At 69.0% G+C, this 19,520-nt stretch carries 21 protein-coding genes; 14 read left to right on the forward strand and 7 right to left on the reverse strand.

Annotated elements, in window-relative coordinates; all coding sequences use genetic code 11:
• Nucleotides 1-39: 39 nt before the first annotated feature.
• From ftsY to nth, 5 genes are read right to left on the reverse strand one after another with little or no spacing between them, the layout of a single operon-like run.
• Nucleotides 40-975, reverse strand: a complete 936-nt coding sequence (ftsY, locus tag B7Z76_RS06070; protein WP_174504848.1) for a signal recognition particle-docking protein FtsY — start codon at nt 973-975, stop codon at nt 40-42.
• Entirely contained in the window at nt 975-2,210 is a 1,236-nt protein-coding gene (gene mtaB / locus B7Z76_RS06075) for a tRNA (N(6)-L-threonylcarbamoyladenosine(37)-C(2))-methylthiotransferase MtaB (protein WP_174503577.1), read from the reverse strand. The genes ftsY and mtaB overlap by 1 nt, the downstream gene beginning before the upstream one ends.
• Complete coding sequence (dapF, locus tag B7Z76_RS06080) at nt 2,207-3,040, reverse strand: diaminopimelate epimerase (protein WP_291342773.1); 834 nt, start codon at nt 3,038-3,040, stop codon at nt 2,207-2,209. The genes mtaB and dapF overlap by 4 nt, the downstream gene beginning before the upstream one ends.
• Before the next feature lie 42 nt (nt 3,041-3,082).
• Nucleotides 3,083-4,552, reverse strand: a complete 1,470-nt coding sequence (locus tag B7Z76_RS06085; protein ID WP_174503579.1) for an APC family permease — start codon at nt 4,550-4,552, stop codon at nt 3,083-3,085.
• A complete protein-coding gene (gene nth, locus B7Z76_RS06090; RefSeq protein ID WP_201712642.1) occupies nt 4,549-5,205 on the reverse strand; it encodes an endonuclease III in 657 nt (218 codons plus the stop codon). The genes B7Z76_RS06085 and nth overlap by 4 nt, the downstream gene beginning before the upstream one ends.
• Before the next feature lie 142 nt (nt 5,206-5,347).
• Here nth and B7Z76_RS06095 point away from each other — a divergent pair, with 142 nt between their 5' ends.
• Entirely contained in the window at nt 5,348-5,872 is a 525-nt protein-coding gene (locus tag B7Z76_RS06095) for a DUF2244 domain-containing protein (RefSeq protein ID WP_174503581.1), read from the forward strand.
• 72 nt (nt 5,873-5,944) lie between these two features.
• Complete coding sequence (locus B7Z76_RS06100; RefSeq protein ID WP_291342776.1) at nt 5,945-7,093, forward strand: MFS transporter; 1,149 nt, start codon at nt 5,945-5,947, stop codon at nt 7,091-7,093.
• 129 nt (nt 7,094-7,222) lie between these two features.
• Here B7Z76_RS06100 and groL read toward each other — a convergent pair whose 3' ends face one another.
• Nucleotides 7,223-8,872 carry a chaperonin GroEL gene (gene groL, locus B7Z76_RS06105; protein WP_174503583.1) on the reverse strand — a complete coding sequence of 550 codons (1,650 nt, stop codon included), beginning with the start codon at nt 8,870-8,872 and terminating at the stop codon, nt 7,223-7,225.
• Nucleotides 8,873-8,916: 44 nt separating this feature from the next.
• Nucleotides 8,917-9,231, reverse strand: a complete 315-nt coding sequence (groES, locus tag B7Z76_RS06110) for a co-chaperone GroES (RefSeq protein WP_174503584.1) — start codon at nt 9,229-9,231, stop codon at nt 8,917-8,919.
• Between the two features lie 217 nt (nt 9,232-9,448).
• On the opposite strand from groES, the gene B7Z76_RS06115 reads away from it, so the two are divergent.
• The 12 genes from B7Z76_RS06115 to B7Z76_RS06170 all read left to right on the forward strand — a co-directional run bounded on the left by B7Z76_RS06115 (nt 9,449) and on the right by B7Z76_RS06170 (nt 19,519).
• Complete coding sequence (locus tag B7Z76_RS06115) at nt 9,449-9,775, forward strand: usg protein (RefSeq protein ID WP_371808627.1); 327 nt, start codon at nt 9,449-9,451, stop codon at nt 9,773-9,775.
• A 141-nt stretch (nt 9,776-9,916) separates the two neighbouring features.
• Nucleotides 9,917-10,741: a hypothetical protein gene (locus B7Z76_RS06120; RefSeq protein WP_174504849.1), complete on the forward strand. Its 825-nt coding sequence runs from the start codon at nt 9,917-9,919 to the stop codon at nt 10,739-10,741.
• Between the two features lie 189 nt (nt 10,742-10,930).
• On the forward strand, nt 10,931-12,256 hold the full coding sequence (gene terL, locus B7Z76_RS06125) for a phage terminase large subunit (protein WP_236656347.1): 1,326 nt from the start codon (nt 10,931-10,933) through the stop codon (nt 12,254-12,256).
• Between the two features lie 4 nt (nt 12,257-12,260).
• Nucleotides 12,261-13,673: a phage portal protein gene (locus B7Z76_RS06130; RefSeq protein WP_174503587.1), complete on the forward strand. Its 1,413-nt coding sequence runs from the start codon at nt 12,261-12,263 to the stop codon at nt 13,671-13,673.
• Nucleotides 13,670-14,095, forward strand: a complete 426-nt coding sequence (locus B7Z76_RS06135) for a hypothetical protein (protein WP_291342781.1) — start codon at nt 13,670-13,672, stop codon at nt 14,093-14,095. Before B7Z76_RS06130 ends, B7Z76_RS06135 begins: the two co-directional genes overlap by 4 nt.
• Before the next feature lie 165 nt (nt 14,096-14,260).
• Nucleotides 14,261-15,583, forward strand: a complete 1,323-nt coding sequence (locus B7Z76_RS06140; RefSeq protein ID WP_291342783.1) for a DUF4043 domain-containing protein — start codon at nt 14,261-14,263, stop codon at nt 15,581-15,583.
• A gap of 13 nt (nt 15,584-15,596) precedes the next feature.
• On the forward strand, nt 15,597-15,905 hold the full coding sequence (locus B7Z76_RS06145) for a hypothetical protein (RefSeq protein ID WP_174503590.1): 309 nt from the start codon (nt 15,597-15,599) through the stop codon (nt 15,903-15,905).
• Nucleotide 15,906: 1 nt separating this feature from the next.
• Entirely contained in the window at nt 15,907-16,314 is a 408-nt protein-coding gene (locus B7Z76_RS06150) for a hypothetical protein (protein ID WP_174503591.1), read from the forward strand.
• A 7-nt stretch (nt 16,315-16,321) separates the two neighbouring features.
• Nucleotides 16,322-16,966: a hypothetical protein gene (locus tag B7Z76_RS06155; RefSeq protein ID WP_291342787.1), complete on the forward strand. Its 645-nt coding sequence runs from the start codon at nt 16,322-16,324 to the stop codon at nt 16,964-16,966.
• Nucleotides 16,966-17,811, forward strand: coding sequence for a hypothetical protein (locus B7Z76_RS06160; RefSeq protein WP_174503593.1), 846 nt, complete (start codon nt 16,966-16,968; stop codon nt 17,809-17,811). Before B7Z76_RS06155 ends, B7Z76_RS06160 begins: the two co-directional genes overlap by 1 nt.
• A gap of 10 nt (nt 17,812-17,821) precedes the next feature.
• Nucleotides 17,822-17,959 (forward strand): hypothetical protein, encoded by a 138-nt coding sequence (locus tag B7Z76_RS06165; RefSeq protein ID WP_174503594.1) that lies wholly within the window; start codon nt 17,822-17,824, stop codon nt 17,957-17,959.
• 3 nt (nt 17,960-17,962) lie between these two features.
• Nucleotides 17,963-19,519, forward strand: coding sequence for a phage tail protein (locus B7Z76_RS06170; RefSeq protein WP_174503595.1), 1,557 nt, complete (start codon nt 17,963-17,965; stop codon nt 19,517-19,519).
• The last annotated feature ends 1 nt before the right edge of the window (nt 19,520 follow it).

A 19,520-nucleotide genomic window follows, 5' to 3' on the forward strand; every position in this document is an offset into this window, starting at 1 on the left:
ATCGTCGGGTTTCCGGATGATCCGGGACGGCGCGAGACTTCAGGCGGGGCGGTCGGCGTCGGCGCCGGTCAGCGCGCGGGCGAATTCGGTGGCGTCGAACGGGCGGAGATCGGCCGCCTGTTCGCCGACGCCGACGGCATGGATCGGCAGGGCGGCGGTTTCGGCTAGGGCGACGACGACGCCGGCGCGGGCCGAGCCGTCGAGCTTGGTGACGATCAGCCCGGTGAGGTCGACCATTTCCTTGAACGTGGCGACCTGGGCGATGGCGTTCTGGCCGGTCGTGGCGTCGAGCGTCAGCAGCACGGCGTGGGGGGCGGTTTCGTCCTGCTTGCGGATGACGCGGATGATCTTGCGCAGCTCCTCCATCAGTGCGGCCTTGTTGTGCAGGCGGCCGGCAGTGTCGATCAGCACGATGTCGTGCCCGTCGCGCCGGGCGCGGGCGATCGCGTCGAAGGCGAGGCCGGCGGGGTCGGCGTTGGCGGGGCCGGTCATTACCGGCGCGCCGGTGCGCTCGCCCCAGACCTGGAGCTGTTCGACCGCGGCGGCGCGGAACGTGTCGCCGGCGACGAGCAGGGGCCTGGCGCCGGCCTCGCCATAGGATTGGGCGAGCTTGCCGATCGTGGTGGTCTTGCCAGTGCCGTTGACGCCGACCATCAGGATGACGAACGGGTTTTTGCTCCGGTCGATATCGAGCGGCTGCGCGACAGGGGCGAGGATTTTCGCAACCTCCTCGGCCAGCGACGCGCGGATTTCGGGCGCGGAGACGTCCTGGCCGAAACGGGTGCGGCGGAAGGCGCGGATGACGCGGGCGGCGGCGGCGGGGCCGAGATCGGCGGTGATGAGGAGGTCTTCGAGCTCTTCCAGCGCCGCATCGTCGAGCTTGCGCTTGGTGAAGGTGTCGGTGATGCCGGCGGCGAGCTTCTGGGTGCTGCGGGTGAGGCCGGATTTGAGCCGCGCGAGAAAGCCGAGCGCCATCATTCTGCTCCTGCGGTCACGCCGGTGGCATCCGCGCCGGTGATCCTCGCGGTGATGAGCGCGCCCGGGGTGACGGGTGCGGAAAACCGGATCGGCGCGAAGGTTTCGGTGTGGCCGGTGGTTTCGGTTTCGGCCAGCGCGGTGACGGTGGTGCCGGTCATCGCCCGGAAGCGGGCCTCGGCGCGGCGGGCGCCGGCTTCGCGCAGGCGGGCGGCGCGGGCGCGGCGCTCGACCATCGGCAGGGCTGGGATGCGCGCGGCGGGCGTGCCCTTGCGGGCGGAGAAGGGAAAGACGTGGAGATAGTCGAGCCCGGCATCGTCGACCAGCGCGAGGGTTTCGGCGAAATGCGCCTCGGTTTCGGTGGGGAAGCCGGCGATGAGGTCGGCGCCGAGGGCGATTTCGGGGCGGAGCGCGCGGGCGCGGGCGGCGGCCTCGATGACGTGATGGCGGAGATGGCGGCGCTTCATGCGCTTGAGAATGAGGTCCGATCCGGCCTGCACCGAGAGATGCAGATGCGGCATCAGCCGGGGCTCGGTTTCGATCAGGCGCCAGAGATCGTCGTCGATCTCGGCGGGGTCGATCGAGGAGAGGCGCAGGCGCGGCAGGTCCGGCACGGCGGCGAGCAGGCGGCGGCAGAGCTGGCCGAGTTTCGGCGCGCCGGGCAGGTCGGCGCCGTAGGAGGTGAGGTCGACGCCGGTGAGCACGACCTCGTTGTAGCCATTCGCGACGAGGGTGCGGACCTGCTCGACCACGGCGCCGAGCGGGATTGAGCGCGAGGGGCCGCGGCCATAGGGGATGATGCAGAAGGTGCAGCGGTGATCGCAGCCCTGCTGCACCTCGATGAAGGCGCGGGCGCGGGTGCCGAAGCCCTCGATCAGGTGGGCGGCGGTCTGGCGGAGCTGCATGATGTCGGCGACCAGGACCGGCGCTTCCGATTGCCAGGCCTCGGGCGTGAGCTTCTCGGCATTGCCGAGCACGCGGGCGACGCCTTCGATTTTCGACCAGGCTTCGGGGTCGATCTGGGCGGCGCAGCCGGTGACGATGATTTTCGCGCCGGGGTCGGCGCGGTGGGCGCGGCGGATGGCCTGGCGGGCCTGGCGCTCGGCCTCGGCGGTGACGGCGCAGGTGTTGACGATGACGGCGCGGCCGAGCCCGGCGGCCTCGGCGTGGCCGCGCATCACCTCGCTCTCGAAGGCGTTGAGGCGGCAGCCGAAGGTGAGGATGTCGAGGCTCATGGCGCGAGCGTGGCGGCGTCCAGCTCGCCCTCGAAGACCAGGGCGACGGGGCCTTCCATCAGCACGTGGCCGTCGTCGCGCCAGGTGAGGGTGAGGGTGCCGCCGTCCATCTCGATCTCGGCGCGGCGGGCGGCGAGGCCGCGGCGATGGGCATTGACCAGGGCGGCGCAGGCGCCGGAGCCGCAAGCGAGGGTGAGGCCGGCGCCGCGCTCCCAGACGCGCAGGCGGATGCGGTCCGGCGCGTCGATCCGGGCGAAGCCGATATTGGCGCGCGCGGGGAAGAGGCGGGCGCGTTCGAGCTTCGGGCCGATCGTCTCGATCTGCAGGTGGGTCAGGTCGTCGACGAAGAAGGTGGCGTGGGGGTTGCCCATCGAGCAGGCGGCGGGGTTCTGCACCGGGCCGAGGGCGAGGCGGAGCGAGAGCGTATCCGCCGGTTCGGCCAGGGGAATGTCTTCCCAGCCGAATTTCGGCACGCCCATGTCGACCTCGACCAAGGTGGGGCCCTTGATGTCGGCGGGCAGCAGGCCGGCATTGGTGCGGATGGTGAGGTGGCGGGCGCCGGTTTCGGCGGCGAGCAGCGCGGCGACGCAGCGTGTGGCGTTGCCGCAGGCGCCGGATTCCGAGCCGTCCGCGTTGAGGATGCGCATGAAGGCAGCGGCGCTGTCGTCCGGCTCGATCAGGATGATCTGGTCGCAGCCGACGCCGCGGTGACGGTCGGCGATGCGGGCGGCGGCGGCGGGGGCGAGGTCAAGCGGATGCGCGCGGGCATCGAGAACGACGAAATCGTTCCCGGCGCCGTGCATTTTCAGAAAGGGTCGGGTCGCTGCCATGCAGTTCGTATATGGCGTTGCGGCGCGGCGCGGAAGGGGGCGCTATTCGAGGGGGAGCGTTGCGGTGATCGCGGCGAGGTCAGGCGCGGCGCGGCGGGCGCGCAGGTAGAGAGCCGTGCCGATCAGCGCCATCACCCCGCCCTGGAACAGCGGCTGGACGTAGAAGGGCGCGTGGGGCAGCACCAGCACCGAGCGGATCAGCGCGATGGTGACGACGATCGATAGCAGGGCGACGGGCACGACCATGACGCCGCGGCGGAAGGGTTCCGACCAGCCATGGCTGGCATGGCGCGGGTTGTAGCGCAGGTTGAGCGCGGCGCAGGCGACGGCGAGCCAGACCAGCAGGATGGTGACCGAGCGGGCGACGATGCCGAAGGCCCAGCCGATATAGGTCGCCTGCACGAGGAAGAGCGAGGCGAGCACGACGGTGAGGGTGAGGGCGGCGACCGGGGCGCGGCGGCGCGAGGTTTCGGCGAAGCGGGCGGGGATCAGCCCGTCCTCGGCCCAGGCGAAGACCATGCGCGAGGTGACGACCATCTGCGGCGCGAGCGTCTTGCCGACGATGAGCGCGATCACGAGGTCGAGCGCGGCGGCCAGCGGGCGCGGTGCGGCGAGGCCGATGATGCCGGGGGCGGTGACGAGGGAGGCGTGCTTGTGGCGGATGAGGTCGAGCGCCGCCCACCAGGGCACGGCGTGCAGCAGGGCTGCGGCGACCAGCGAGAACAGCACGACCGAGGTGAGCCAGGCGATGACGATGCCGCGCGGCATCACGGTTTCGGCGCGTTCGGTCTCGCCCGACAGGGCGGGCGCGCCGGACAGCCCGCCGTAGGCGAAGATGAACAGGGTGCAGACGGCGAGGAAGGCGTGCGGGTCGAACGGCGGGGCGGCGGCCGGGCGGGTGAAGGCGATGCCGGTGCGCGCCGCGGCGGTGTGCAGCAGGGCGGCGGGGTCGGCGGCGAAGCCGATGACGCCGACGGTGAGGGCGGTGGCCACGACGAGGGCGAGCAGGATGACGACCAGGCGGCCGTAATCGCGGATGCCGGCGACATGGATGCCGTAGATGATCCAGAGCGCGGCGAGGCCGAGGGCGAGATGGCCGGGTTTCGAGAGCAGCGTGTGGCCGGCGGCGAAGCCGGCATTGAGCATCGCGTTGCCGAGGAAATTGCCGAAGGCGAAGGCGATGAAGCCCATCGCCGCGGTGATGCTGGCCCACCAGACGAAATGCAGGATGAAGCCGAGCGGCAGGTTGAGGGCGCGCACCGTCCAGACATAGGACGAGCCGGCGCGCGGCATCGCGCTGGAGAACCGGGCATAGAGAAAGACCTTCAGGAAGATCACGAGGCCGGTCGCGAACATCGCCAGTGGCACCAGCGCGCCGATGTCGGGGTAGACGCCGAGGCTCTGGGGGACCACGAAGTTGATTCCCGCGCCGTATTCCTGGGTGACGGCGGAGGCGACGACGGCGGCGAGGCCGAGGGTTTTCGCGAGGCGGAAGCCGGAGGACGCGCTCATGCCCGGCGGGCCCGGACGGGTGCTGCGGGCTTGGGGGTGAAGACGCACCATTGCGCGCCGGGGCAGCGCCAGCATTCGGGCTGGCGGGCCTTGCAGACATAGCGCCCGTGCAGGATCAGCCAGTGATGGGCGCGGCGCAGCAGGTCGGGCGGGATGCGCTTGATCAGGCCATCCTCGACCTCGCGCACCGTCTTGCCGGGGGCGAGGCCGGTGCGGTTGCCGAGGCGGAAGATGTGGGTGTCCACCGCCATGGTGGGTTGGCCGAAGATTTCGTTCAACACCACATTCGCGGTCTTGCGGCCGACGCCGGGCAGGGCTTCGAGCGCCTCGCGCTCAGCGGGGACGGCGCCGCCGTGCCGCTCGACGAGGAGCTGGGCGAGGGCGGCGACGTTCTTCGCCTTGGACTGCCAGAGGCCGATCGAGCGGATATGCGGACCGATGCCCTCGGCGCCGAGGGCGGCCATCGCCGCCGGGGTGGGGGCGGCGGCGAACAGGAAGGGGGTCGCCTTGTTCACCGCGGCGTCTGTCGTCTGCGCCGAGAGGACGACGGCGACGAGGAGGGTGAAGGGGTCGGCATATTGCAGTTCGGTACGCGGATCGGGGTTGCCGGCGGCGATGGCGTCGAGGAAAGGGCGGATATCCGCCTGCTTCATCTTGCGCGCGGTGCGGCGGGCGGTGCTGCGCTGCTTGGGGTGTGCGGCTTCTTCGGACGGCATCGGCGATTAGTGCGGTTCGGACGGGAATTTGGCAAGCTCGGGCGCTTGCGGAACCTGGATTCGATGCGAAGATAGGGTGATGTCCGATATCGCGAGCACGGCCGTGGCGCCGCCAGGGCGGCTGATCTTCCAGGCGATGCTGACGCCGCACCGGAGCATGAGCCGGCGGGGCATGTTTGTCGTGTTCGGACTGATGGCGGTCGGCTCGCTGCTGGTGACCAGCCTGATGTGGCGGCTCGGCGCGGTCATGGTGATCGGGTTCAACGGCGCGGATCTGCTGCTGGCGGTCACGCTTTATGCGATGAACATGCGGGCGGCGAAGGCATCGGAGGCGATCGTGCTGACCGACGAGGCGCTGACCATCACCAGGACCACGCCTGGCGGCCGGCGGAGCGAGGTGCGGCTGGCGCCGGGATGGCTGCGCGTCGAGATCGAGGAGCAGCCGGGAAGCAATCCGCTCGTCTGGGTCGCGAACCGCGAGGCGCGCCACATCGTCGGGCTTGCGCTCGGGGATGCGGCGCGGCGGGATCTGGCCGGCGCGCTGCGCGAGGCGATCCAGCGGATGCGCTCGCCGCGGTTCGACAACCCGCAGACACGGGGCTGAGTTCCGCCGGGGGGCGTTGCCGCCGGCGCCGGCGGCGTGTTCATTGCGGCTCTCTCTTCGCGGAATTCCGGCATGAAACTCCCCTTACTCGCGCTCATCGTCGCGAGCTTCGCCATTGGCACGAGCGAATTCGTCATCGTCGGGCTGGTGCCAGAGCTCGCGCGTGATTTCTCGGTCTCGATCCCGCGCGCGGGGTTCCTGGTCAGCGCCTATGCGCTGGGTGTCACCTTCGGCTCGCCGTTCCTCGCGGTGCTGGTCGGGCGGTGGCCGCGGCGGGCGGCGCTGCTCGGGCTGATGGGCGTGTTCGTGCTGGGCAACGCGCTTTGCGCGCTGGCGCCTGGCTATGACACGATGGTGGCGGCGCGGGTGGTCACCTCGTTGTCGCACGGGGCGTTCTTCGGGATCGGCTCGGTCGTCGCGGCGGAGCTGGCACCGCGGGAGAAGCGGGCCCGGGCGGTGGCGCTGGTGTTTCTCGGCCTCACGCTCGCCAATGTGCTTGGCGTGCCGGCGGGCACGATTCTCGGCCAGGCGGCGGGGTGGCGGGCGACCTTCTGGGTCGTGGCGGTGATCGGCCTTGTGGCGATGGCGGCGATCGCGCTGCTGCTGCCGCGCGACCTGCGCGCCGGATCGGCCAGGCTGCTGAACGAGGTGCGGATTCTCGGACGCTCGCAGGTGCTGCTCGCCATGCTGATGGCGGTGCTGAGCTCGGCGAGCCTGTTCAGCGTGTTCACCTATATCGCGCCGATGCTCGAACGGGTGGGCGGGCTGTCGCCGCATTGGGTGAGCGTGGCGCTGCTGGTGTTCGGCGCCGGGCTGACGGCGGGCGGGCTGCTCGGGGGGCGGCTTGCGGACCGGCAGGCGGCGCGGACGATCATCGCGACGCTGTCGACGATCGCGGTGCTGCTGGTGGCGCTGCGGGCGGTGCTGCCGTTCGGCCTCGTGGCCGTGGTGGTGATGGCGGGCTGGGGGATGGCGGTGTTCACCCTGGTCTCGCCGTTGCAGACGCGGGTGATCGATCATGCGCGGGATGCGCCGAATCTTGCTTCGACCATCAACCAGGGGGCGTTCAATCTGGGCAATGCCGGCGGGGCGTGGCTGGGCGGCGCGGCGCTGGGGGCGGGGATCGGGTATCGCGGCCTGCCGCTGCTGGGTGCTGCGCTCGCGCTGATGGGGCTGGCGGTGGCGGCCTGGGCGTTCGGGCTGGAGCGGCGGCGGGGCTGAATGGCGGGACGAGGGCACTGCATCCGGTCCGAGAGGATCGGAAAGTGCCATAGAAAAAGTGCCATAGAAAAAGCCGTGGGGTTGCCCCCACGGCTTTCCTTGTTCCGGGCCGGAGCCTGGAGCGGTGGATCAGAAATCCATGCCGCCCATGCCGCCCATGCCGCCCATTCCGCCATCGCCACCGGCGGGGGCCTTCTTTTCCGGACGCTCGGCGACCATCGCTTCGGTCGTGATGAGCAGACCGGCGACCGAGGCGGCGTCCTGCAGCGCGGTGCGGACGACCTTGGTCGGGTCGATGATGCCGGCCTTCACCATGTCCTTGAACTCGCCGGACTGGGCATCGAAGCCGAAGCTGTACTCGTCGTTGTCGAGCACCTTGCCGGAGATCACGGCGCCGTCTTCACCGGCGTTCTCGGCAATCTGGCGCATCGGCGCGAGCAACGCCTTGCGGATGATGTCGATGCCGAAGCGCTGGTCGTCGTTATCGGCCTTGAGCTTGTTGATCGCGAGCGAGGCGCGGGCGAGGGCCACGCCGCCACCCGGGACGATGCCTTCCTCGACGGCGGCGCGGGTCGCGTGCAGCGCGTCGTCCACACGGTCCTTGCGCTCCTTCACCTCGGTCTCCGAGGCGCCGCCGACGCGGATGACGGCAACGCCGCCAGCCAGCTTCGCCAGACGCTCCTGCAGCTTCTCGCGGTCGTAGTCCGAGGTGGTCTCCTCGATCTGCGCGCGGATCTGGTTGCAGCGGCCGGTGATGTCGGACTTCTTGCCGGCACCTTCGACGATCGTGGTGTTTTCCTTCTCGATCAGCACCTTCTTCGCGCGGCCGAGCATGTTCAGCGTCACGGTCTCGAGCTTGATGCCGAGATCTTCGCTGATGACCTGGCCACCGGTGAGGATCGCGAGGTCTTCCAGCATGGCCTTGCGGCGGTCACCGAAGCCGGGCGCCTTGACGGCGGCGATCTTGAGGCCGCCACGCAGCTTGTTGACGACCAGGGTGGCCAGCGCCTCGCCCTCGACGTCCTCGGCGATGATCAGCAGCGGCTTGCCGGACTGGACGATGCTCTCGAGCAGCGGCAGCATCGGCTGCAGGCCGGAGAGCTTCTTCTCGTGGATCAGGATGTACGGGCTGTCGAGATCCGCGACCATCTTTTCCGGGTTGGTGATGAAGTAGGGCGAGACGTAGCCACGGTCGAACTGCATGCCTTCGACGACGTCGAGTTCGGTCTGGATGCCCTTGGCTTCCTCGACCGTGATGACGCCCTCGTTGCCGACCTTCTGCATCGCCTCGGAGATCATCTTGCCGATCTCGGCTTCGCCGTTGGCGGAGATGGTGCCGACCTGGGCGGTTTCGCTCGGGGTCGTGATCTTCTTCGTGCGCTTCTTGAGCTCTTCGACGATGGCGCTGACCGCCTTGTCGATGCCGCGCTTCAGATCCATCGGGTTCATGCCGGCGGCAACCGCCTTCGCACCCTCGCGGACGATCGCCTGGGCGAGGACGGTCGCGGTGGTGGTGCCGTCACCGGCGAGGTCGTTGGTCTTCGAGGCCACTTCGCGCACCATCTGCGCGCCCATGTTCTCGAACTTGTCGGCGAGTTCGATTTCCTTCGCGACCGTCACACCGTCCTTGGTGATGCGGGGCGAACCGAAGCTCTTCTCGATGACGACGTTGCGGCCCTTGGGGCCGAGGGTGACCTTCACCGCGTTGGCGAGGAGGTCGACACCGCGAATGAGGCGCTCGCGGGCGTCGGCCCCGAAACGGACGTCTTTAGCAGCCATGAGTAATTTCCTTTATACGATATCGGAGGGGAAACCGGGGGTGATCAGGCGGCCTTCTTCTTGGAAGCCGTACCCTCGATGATGCCCATGATGTCGGATTCCTTCATGATCAGCAGCTCTTCACCGTCGATCTTGACCTCGGTGCCCGACCACTTGCCGAACAGGATGCGGTCGCCGGCCTTGACGTCGAGCGCGACGATGGCGCCGGTCTCGTTACGGGCGCCCGGGCCGACGGCGATGACTTCGCCTTCCATCGGCTTTTCCTTGGCGGTGTCGGGGATGATGATGCCGCCGGCGGTCTTTTCCTCGGCATTCAGCCGGCGAACGACCACCCGGTCGTGCAGGGGACGGAATTTCATGTGGCTCGCTCCTGACTTCAGAAGTCTGTTGCAACAGTATCGGGCTCAGCAGCGCCGGCCCTTTCGATAGGCACCGGATGCTTGCTAGCACTCTCTCCGGGAGAGTGCCAAAGGGATAGGGTTACGGGCGGAGGATGTCAAGCCCGGCAGCACTTGCCCATGATGAGTGCTAAAGTATTGATAAGAAATATTTTTCTTGCCAAACCCCGGGGCTGTCATGGCATCGTCATGGTCTGGAGGAGCGGACTGCCACGGCCCGCCAATGACAGCGCGACGGAGACAGACCATGATGATGAGCCGACAGCTCGAGGGATACCGGCTGACAACCGCGGAGATTCTCTACCACCTGCCCGACCATCCGGGCGTTCTGCAGAGTTACGTTTGGCAGGACCTCGATATCGCGCCGCGCTATCCGGTGCTGCACCAGTTCCTCGATTTCTGGAGCCGGCAGATCGAGGGCAGGCTGCATTCGGTGCGGGTGGGCACCGCCGCGCTGATCACGCCCGGGGAGATGCGCAGCCCGCATATGTTCCAGCTTCACTGAGGGGCAGGTGCGCGCCGCGCGGCGGACTGCGGCGAGCGTGGCGCCGAGGTAACACAATTACCGGAATTGCAGCCCTGCGGTGCGGTTAAGGATACGTTCAGTCATCCATGCGATAACATGCGTGGCGCAAGGGTGACTGTGATGGCGGGCGTGACGCGACAATTTCTCCTCGTTCTGGGTGTGGCGCTGGGCGTTGCGTCGTCGGTCGTCGCTGCCCGCGCCGACGGGGTGAACCCGGCGATCGTGGCGAGCGAGACCAGGATCTCGCTCGGGGTGACGGCGAGCGGATATACCTATCGCGAGAGTGGCGGGATCGATCGGGAAAGCGGCGTGCTGCCCGGGTTCAGCGCCGGAGTCTCGCGGCTCGGGCCGGCGTTCGGGCTGCCCGATATCTATACCGGCGTCGTGTATGATTTCTCGGGCGGGGCGCTCGGATATCAGGGATATCTCCAGGGTGGCGCCGGCGTGCCGCGACCCTATGACCAGTCGGACAGCGCGCGGTTCAATCATGTCGAGGTGCAGCTTGGCACCGCGGTGCCGCTGGGCCGGGCGACGAGCGTGATCCCCTTCGTCGCGCTCGGGTATCAGAGCTGGTCGCGCAATATTGGCGGCAGCGGCGGGTATGGCAGTTTCTATCACGCGGTGCTGGCGGGGGTTGGCGCGAAACTCGACTACGCGGCCTCGGGGCGGCTCGTGCTCTCGGCGGCGGCCGAGGGCCTGGCCGTGCTGGGCGGCGGGGTTTCAACCCCGGCGCTCGGCCTTTCGGGCGGGTTCGGCGCCAGCGGCGAGGAGGAAGTGAGGCTGGGCGCGGACTGGCGGCTCGACGATGTCTGGCACGCCTTCGCCGGGCTGGAGATGCGGCATTTCAACTATGCCGGGACGAAACCCGCCAACGGGGTCTACGAGCCGACGAGTGGAACCTTTGCCGCCCGCGGCGAAATGGGTGTGACGTTCGGCTTCCGGTGAGCCGGCGCCAGCGCCGCGAATGTACTGGCCACAAAAAATTCTAACATAGAGTTTTTCTTCTTTCCCACCCGCCCCGCTTTGGGCTATCCCTGCCGTCATGATGCGGTTCTGTGCGCGGCGCGGTGGATGAGGCGCTGTGGCGGGACAGATGCAGGACCGGAACCGGCTTCGGAGTTCCGGCAATTCTGCATGACGATGCTGGCGCCGCGCGGGCAGCGGCCGGAGCGGCATCACCTTGCGCTGATCGACGTGCTGGAGCGCGTCACCAGCGGCGAGGTGGACCGGCTGATGGTGCAGATGCCGCCGGGGGCCGCGAAATCGACCTACGCTTCGGTATTGTTTCCAGCATTCTGGTTCACCCGCCATGCGGAGAGCGAGGTGATCGCGGCGTGCCACACGGCGTCGCTCGCCGGGCATTTCGGCCGCCGCCTGCGCATGCTGATCAGCGAGCAGGGCGACGGGTTCGACCTGCGTCTCGATCCGGCCAATCGGGCGGCGGGGCGGTTTTCGCTGCAAGGTGGCGCACAATATTTCGCAGCCGGGGTGCGCGGGCCGATCACCGGGCGGCGGGCGGATCTGATCCTGATCGACGATCCGGTGAAATCCTGGGCCGAGGCGGACAGCCGGGCGGCGCGGGATGCGCTGTATGACTGGTATCGCGCCGAATTGCTCTCGCGGCTGAAGCCGGGCGGGCGGGTCGTGCTGGTGATGACCCGCTGGCATGAGGACGATCTCGCCGGGCGGCTGATGGCCCGGGATGGCGGCTGGACGGTGCTGCGGCTGCCCGCGCTGGCGGAGGCCGACGATCCGCTCGGACGGATGCCGGGCGAGGCGCTCTGGCCTGACTGGGAGGATGAGCACGAGATCGCGCGCCGGCGGGCGACGGTGGGCGAGCGCGTGTTCGCGGCACTCTACCAGCAGCGGCCGATGCGCGATGGCGGGACGCTGTTCGAGCTTGAGCGGATCGGCTTCGCCGATGCGGCGCCGTCGGTCCTGCGCGCCGTGCGCGCCTGGGACCTGGCGGCCACGGCGGCATCTGCCGGCGGCAACCCGGACTGGACCGTGGGGCTGAAGCTCGGACTGGTCGCCGATGGCACGCATGTCGTGCTCGATGTGGTGCGGGTGCGGGCGGGGCCGGCCGCGGTCGAGACCTTGCTGCGGGCGACCGCCGAGGCGGACGGGCCGGGCACAACGATCGCGCTGCCGCAGGACCCGGGGCAGGCTGGTGTGGCGCAGGTGGCGCATCTGCGGCGGGTGCTGGACGGGTTCACGGTGATTGCCAGCCCGGAATCCGGATCGAAACAGACGCGGGCCTTGCCGGCGGCGGCGCGGATCGGCGCCGGCAAGACGCGGGTGCTGCGCGCCGACTGGACCGATGCCTTCGTGGCCGAGCTGCGGATTTTTCCCAGCGGCGAGAAGGACGACCAGGTGGATGCGCTGGCGCGGGCCGAGGCGACGCTCGGGCAGGCGCCGGCGGCGGCGCGGATGACGAAGATTTCTGTGATGGGGCGCTGAATTCATGTTCGAGACGATCTGCCAGACGATTCCGGCCGATCCGCACCTCGCGCCGCGGGCGCGGCGGCTGGAGATCTATCACCGGGTGCTGGAGGGGACGATCTATGACGCGCTGCCCTATGCGTTCCAGGAGGAGCGCAACGGGGCGGGCGAGTATGTGCCGCTGCGGGCACGCCGGCCCTCGGTGCGGTACGGGCTGTGCCGGATCGTGGTGGAGGATTCGGTTTCGCTGCTGTTCAGTGCGGGGCATTTTCCCGCCGTCGAATGCGCGGAGCCTGCGATCGAGGCGCTGCTGGCCGACCTTCTGGGCGAGTGCCGGCTGAACGAGGTGATGATCGACGCGGCGCTGCGCGGTTCGGTGGGCTCGGTGGCGATTTTGCTCCGGGTGCTGAAGGGGCGGTTCTTCTGTTCGGTGATGGCGACGCAGTATCTCACGCCGCGATGGCGGGAGGATGCGCCGGACACGCTGGAACAGGTGACCGAGCTCTACAAGGTGCGGGGCGCGGAGCTGATCGGCCAGGGCTATGAGGGGATCGATCCGGCCCAGACCTACTGGTTCCAGCGGCGCTGGGATTCGGAGGCGGAGACCTGGTTCGAGCCGGTGCCGGTGGGTGCCGGACTGCCGGCCGCGCCGGATCGGGCGCGGAGCGTGCGGCATGGACTAGGCTTCGTGCCGATCGTTTGGATCCGCAACCTGCCGGGCGGCGAGGGGGTGGATGGCGCCTGCACCTTCAGCGCGGCGATCGAGACGTCCATCGAGATCGACTACCAGCTGTCGCAGGTGGGGCGCGGGCTGAAATATGCCTCCGATCCGACGCTGCTGATCAAGGAGCCGGCGACGACCGACCGCGAGATGGTCAAGGGCGCGGGGAATGCGCTGATCGTATCGGAAAAGGGCGATGCCAAGCTGCTGGAGATCGGCGGCACGGCCTCGGCCGCGGTGATCGACTACGTGCGCACGCTGCGCGAGTTCGCGCTGGAGAGCGTGCATGGCAACCGCGCCAGTGCCGACCGGCTGACGGCGCCGCAATCGGGCCGGGCGCTGGAGCTGATGAACCAGGGGCTGATCTGGCTCGCCGACAATCTGCGGATTGCCTATGGCGAGGGCGGCTTGCTGCCGCTGCTGCGGATGGCGTTGCGGGCGGCGGTGCGGTTCGACGTGAAGGTGATGGGCCGGACGGTGCCGCGGGTCGACCCCGACCTGCGGCTGAGCCTGCGCTGGCCGCGCTGGTATGCCGCCTCGGCCGATGACCGGCTGAAGGAGGCGCAGGCGATCGCGACGCTGGTCAATGTCGGCCAGATGTCGCGCGAGACGGCGGTGAAGAGTCTCGCCGCCAGTCATGTGATCGGGGATGCGGCGGCGGAACTCGCGCGCATCGCCGATGAGGGGGACCAACAGGAACGGAACGAGGCATGAGCGACGAATTCGCGGAGCACGAGGGGCTGCCGGACGAGCCGCCGGCGGCGCCGGAGGACTGGCAGGCTAGGGCGATGATGGCCGAGCAGGCGATGGAGGCGCTGCGGCGCGAACACGCCGAGCGGCTCAGGCGGGCGGAACTCAGGATCGAGGCGGTGAAGGCGGGCATGATCGATCTTGACGGGTTGCGACTGATCGATCCGGCGGCAATGGCGCCGGCCGAGGAGGGTGTGGCGCCGGATGCCGCTGCACTGATGGTGCAGCTGAGGCGGGACAAGCCCTGGCTGTTTGGCGCGTCGTCATCGTCATCGACGGCATCGGTGCCGCGGGCGGACCCGCCGCGGGCGCGCCACGCGACCGAGCTGAGCGAAGCCGAATGGCGCACGGCACGCGCCGAATTGCTGCGCCGCGCCGGCGGCTAGAGCATCATCCGATCGGAACGTGCTCTGTAGCATCATCCGATCGGATGGAGTGATCTGATCGGCGCGTGCTCCAAGCCGGCCGCACTCAAGAACTAACTCGTTGTCAGAAAACCGTGCTCCGCGCGCCGGAGTGCGGCGAATTGCGTTATCTAGAAGGAACACGACATGGGTATTTCCAATTTTCCCGCCTCGTTGCAGCCGATCATCCAGCAGGGCTTCCTCGAGCGCGAATTCGAGCAGGCACTGCGCTCGCGGCTGGGCTACCGGATGGTGGCCGATCGCGAGAGCTTCGCCGTCGGCATCGGCGAGACGCTGACCAAGACCCGCGCCGGGCTGAAGCCCTCGGTCACCACGCCGCTGGCCGCCGCGACGAATACCAATCTCGACAACGGGCTGACGCCGCAGGGCTGGGGTGTCGAGCAATATACCGTGACGCTGAATTTCTATGCGGCGACGCAGGATCTGAACATGGTGACCAGCCGGGTCGGCATCGCCTCGCAATTCCTGCAGAATGCCGCGACGAATGGCGAGCAGGCGGCCCGCAGCCTTGACGAGCTGGCGCGTAACGCGCTGTTCGCGCCCTATTTCGGCGGCAATACGCGGGTGAGCATCACGCTGGCGAGTGCCGCGCCGAGCATCGAGGTGGATGATATCCGTGGCTTCACCACGGTGTATGTCAACGGCGTGCAGACGGCGGTTTCGGGCAGTTATCCGCTGATGGTGACGGTCGGGGCGAATACGTATCTGCTCATCGGCGTGACGCCGGATGTCAACAACGCATCGTCGGCACCGGGCGGCATTTCGGGAACCCTGACGTTTTCCAACGATATCAGCGTGAGCGACGGCACCGCCGGCAATGCGGTGCGCGCGGCGACGGCGAGTGCGATCGTCAGGCCGCAGGGGGCGGCGACGTCCAGCGCGCTGCAGGCGACCAACACGCTGACCATGTCCGCCCTGCTCGATGCAGTGGCGACGCTGCGGCAGAACGCGGTGCCGGAAATCGATGGTGTGTATAATTGCTATCTCGATCCGGTTTCGGCGCGGCAGCTCTTCGCCGACCCGGATTTCCGGCAGCTGTTCCAGGGGGCGACATCGAGCAATGCGGTGTTCCGCCAGGGCATGGTCAACGATTTCCTCGGGTTGCGGTTCATCACCACGACCGAGGCCTATGTGCAGTCGCACCCCACGCTGGCGGGGCTGTATATCCGCCGGCCGATCGTCTGCGGCAAGGGCGCGCTGATCGAGGCGGATTTTGCCGGCATCGGCGCGGAGGATGTCGCGCCGAAGGACGCGCTGGTGAACATCATCGACGGTGTCTCCATGGTCACGCGCGAGCCGATCGACCGGCTGCAGCAGATCATCGCGCAGTCCTGGTACTGGATCGGCGGGTTCTGCGCGCCGTCCGACACCACGACGACGCCGAATACCGTCCCGACCGCGACCAATTCCAACTTCAAGCGCGCGGTGATGATCGAGCATATCGGCTGAGGAGGGGGCGAACATGTCAATCGGATCCTCGCTTCCCTTCAGGCCATCGGGCACTGCGGCGGTTGCGGCCTCGACCAGCGCGGCCTCGACCGCGCTTGCCGGCGGCGGGTCGAGCCTGCTCGTCTATAACGCTGCCGCCGCGGTCGCGTTCGTGCGGCTCGGCACCGCGGGGATGAGCCTGGCGAGCACGGCCGATACGCCGCTGCCGCCGGGCGGGCGGTTGCTGATCGATGCCGGGCGGCTGGTGAGCGAGGCGAGCGCCGTGCTCGCCTCCGGCACCGGCACGGTCTATTTCACCCGCGGCGACGGCTCGGTCTACTGACATGTCGGGCAGTGTTTCGAGCGCGCCCGGCACGCTGAGCGAGGCGCAGAAGGTCGATGTGCGGCGGTTCTGCGGCTATCCGGCCTATGGCGCCGGGGCGGCGGGAGTCCAGTCCTGGCGGTTCTTCCAGGCCTACGGCACGCTCGAATACCGGATGAACAACCTGGCGCCGGCGGAGGTGGCGGTGGTCGTGAACCATCTCGCCACCCTTGCCGCGCTGGAAGAGGCGATTCCGGAGGCGAGCGGCAATCTCGATACCGAGGCGGCGGCGGGCTGGCAGCACAATGCCAACGAGGTGCGCGACCGCACCGCGCTGTTCGACCAGTGGCGGCGGCGGTTGTGCGGGTTTCTCGGCCTGCCGCCGGGGCCGGCGCTCGGCTCGTCGGATGGCATCACCCTGATCGTTTGAGGTTTTCATGGATGGAACGCGGCTGGCGGACCGGATCGCCTTTAGCGGCGGCATGGCCGCACGCAAGGCGGGCTTGATCTGCGATGCCTACCGGCCGCGCGACGGGGCGTGCCCGATTGTCGCAGCGAACCGGCTGGTGCGGCTGGGCGTATTGGTGCTGCCGGTTTCGGGCTCGGTGCGCGGGCCGGCACCGCTCGGCCTGCCTTACCGGCAACTCGTGCTCGACCAGGCCTATGTGCGCGGCGGCGACTATGTCGTTGGACCCGCCGGGACGTTTCTGGTGGTCGGCAACGAACCGCCGGCGCCGGCGCTGGCGGCGCGCTGCAACGAGACGCTGTCGATCTGGCGGCCGGCGGCCCCGGCGGTGCCGGGGATCAATCCCTATGGGGCGGTTCTCGGCGCCGGGGCGCAGGGGGTGCTGGCCGGATTTCCGGCGGCGCTGCTGTCGGCGCGGGGCGGCAGGCATGGCGAGGCCGGGCTGCCGGATGATACGCGCGCGCCGGGATATGTCGCCGCGGTTGCGGCGGTGGACGGGCTTTCGCCGGAGGTCGCGGATATCGTGCGCGATGCGCGCGGGCGGCAGTTCGTGATCGACCAGGCGGAGCTGTTCGGCGGCGTCTGGCGGCTGGTGCTTTCGGCGAGCATCGTCTGATGGCGGGGCAGCAGGATGTCGAGAACGCGATCGTCTCGCTGATCGCGACCGCTTCCTATCCAGGGGGAACGGCGGCGGCATCGGCGATCGCGGGGCCGGACGGGATGGTGACGTGCCGGGTCTATCGCGGCATGCCGAACGCGCCGGCGCTGGAGGCGGATCTGGCGCGCGGCGCGATGCACGCGACCGTGTTTGCCGAGCCCTCGGGTGTGCGCAACGTGACGCGCTATCCGCGCGAATGGATCGAGGTGGCGCCGGTGCCGGCGACGCTGTCGGTCAGCGTCGCGGCGGGGGCGGCGACCTTCGCGGGGCAGTGTGCGGCGGGGCAGCTCGCCGGCATCGCCGTCGATGGCGCGATATTTCCCTATGCGGTGCAGGCGCGCGACACCCCGGCGAGCGTGGCCAGCAACCTCGCCGCCCTGCTGCGCGCGGCGGGATGGCTGGTGACTTACGCGGGGACGACGCTGAGCGTGCCGGCCGCGCGCGGGATGATCGCCCGCGTCGTGGCCGGGGGCGTCGCGCTGCGGGAGATCAAGCGCCAGGTGCAGCCGTTCCGAATTTCGCTGTGGTGCCCGGACCCGCTGACGCGGGATGCGGCGGCGGCGGTGATCGATCCCGCGCTGGCGGCGCCGCAGTTCATCGGCCTCGCCGATGGCGCGGCGGCACGGCTGCGCTTTGTCGGCGCCGAGACCACGGACAAGTCGATCGATGCCGGGCTGTACCGGCGGGACCTCATTTACGACGCCGAATATCCGACCACCGAGGCGATGACGACGCCGGCCATGCTGTTCGGGGTCGGCGGGATCGCGGCGGACGGCGCGTTCATCGCCGGCATGACCGGCTGAAGGAGAGACGATGAAGATCAAACTGGTGGTGGTGAAGCCGTTCGAGGGCTTCCGGCGGGGCGACACGATTGCCGACGAGGCGAAGATCGCCGCAGTGCTGGCGTCCGCCCAGGCCGGGTCGGTCGTGCGGGTCGTGGCGGAGGGCTGAGGCATGCCGATTTCGCAGGCAGGCGCGCTGAACACGACGGCGCTGATCGTTCCCGACCTCTATGTGCAGATCGTGCCGCCGCAGACGCTGCTGCTCAACGGCGTGCCGACGGATGTGCTCGGCGTGGTCGGCTCGGCATCCTGGGGGGCTACAGGCGAGCCGATGATCGTCGGCTCGATGGGCGAGTATGCCGCATCCTTCGGGCCGGTGATGGCGCGGCAATACGACATGGGCACGGCAGTGGCGGTGGCGGTGCAGCAGGGGGCGTCGAATTTCCGCTGCGTGCGGGTGAGCGACGGCACCGACACCGCGGCCTCGGTGTCCATTCTCGGCGCGCTGACGCTGACGGCGCTGTATACCGGATCGCTCGGCAATGCGATCACGGTGACGGTTTCGGCGGGGGCGGCGGCGAATAGCTGGCGGCTGACGGTGGCGCTGCCGGGGCGCACGCCGGAGGTGTTCGACAATATCGCCGGCATCGGGGCGGCGTTCTGGCAGGCGGCGGCGAATGCGGTCAATGCCGGAACGGGGCCGCTGCGCGGCGCTTCGGAGCTGGTGGTCGCGAGTGCCGGCACGTCGGCGTTTCCGCCGGTCGCCGGGATCTATCCGTTCTCGGCCGGCACGCCGGGCAGCGACGGCGCCAGCGGGCTCACCGCGGCGTCGCTGGTGGGGCAGGACACGCTGCCGCGGAGCGGGATGTATGCGCTGCGCGGGCAGGGCTGCGGGATCGCGGTGCTGGCCGATCTCGACGATACGACGCAGTGGAGCCCGACCGTTGCCTTCGGCCTCGAGGAAGGCTGCTACATGATCCTCGCCGGGCCACCGGGTGACACGATTGCCGGCGCCGTTGCGGCGAAACAGGCGGCGGGGATCGATTCCTATGCCGCCAAGGTGATGTTCGGCGACTGGATCTGGTGGTACGATCAGGCCAACGGATTGACTCGCCTGGTCTCGCCGCAGAGCTTTGCGGCCGGGCGGCTTGCCAATCTCTCGCCGGAGCAGAGCGCGCTGAACAAGCCGCTCTACGGCGTCGTCGGCAGCCAGAAATCGGGGCGCGCCGTAACGGGCACCACCAGCACCTATTCCTCGGCCGATCTTTCGGCGTTGATGTCGGCCGGGATCGACGTGATCGCCAATCCGCAGCCGGGCGGGGCGTTCTGGGGCGTGCGGGGCGGGTTCAACGCCTCGTCCGACAGTGCGACCAACGGCGATAACTATACCCGTATGACCAACTACATCGCCGCGACCCTGTCGGCGGGGATGGGCCAGTATGTCGGCCAGCTGGTGAACGAGACGCTGTTCCGCCGCATCCGCGGCACGCTGCTGGCCTTCCTGAACACCATGCTCGGCCAGGGCATGCTCGGGACCACCAACGGGGCCTTGCCCTTCGCCGTGGTGTGCGATGCGTCGAACAACCCGCCGGCCCGCACCGGGCTTGGCTATGTGCAGGCGGATGTGCAGGTGCAGTACCAGGCGATCAACGAGCGGTTCATCGTCAATGTCGAGGGCGGGCAGACCGTGCAGGTCAGCCAGCAGACCCTGCCCCAGGGCACGGTGTGAG

The organism is Acidiphilium sp. 20-67-58, assembly GCF_002255515.1.
In the GTDB taxonomy this organism is placed as follows: domain Bacteria; phylum Pseudomonadota; class Alphaproteobacteria; order Acetobacterales; family Acetobacteraceae; genus Acidiphilium.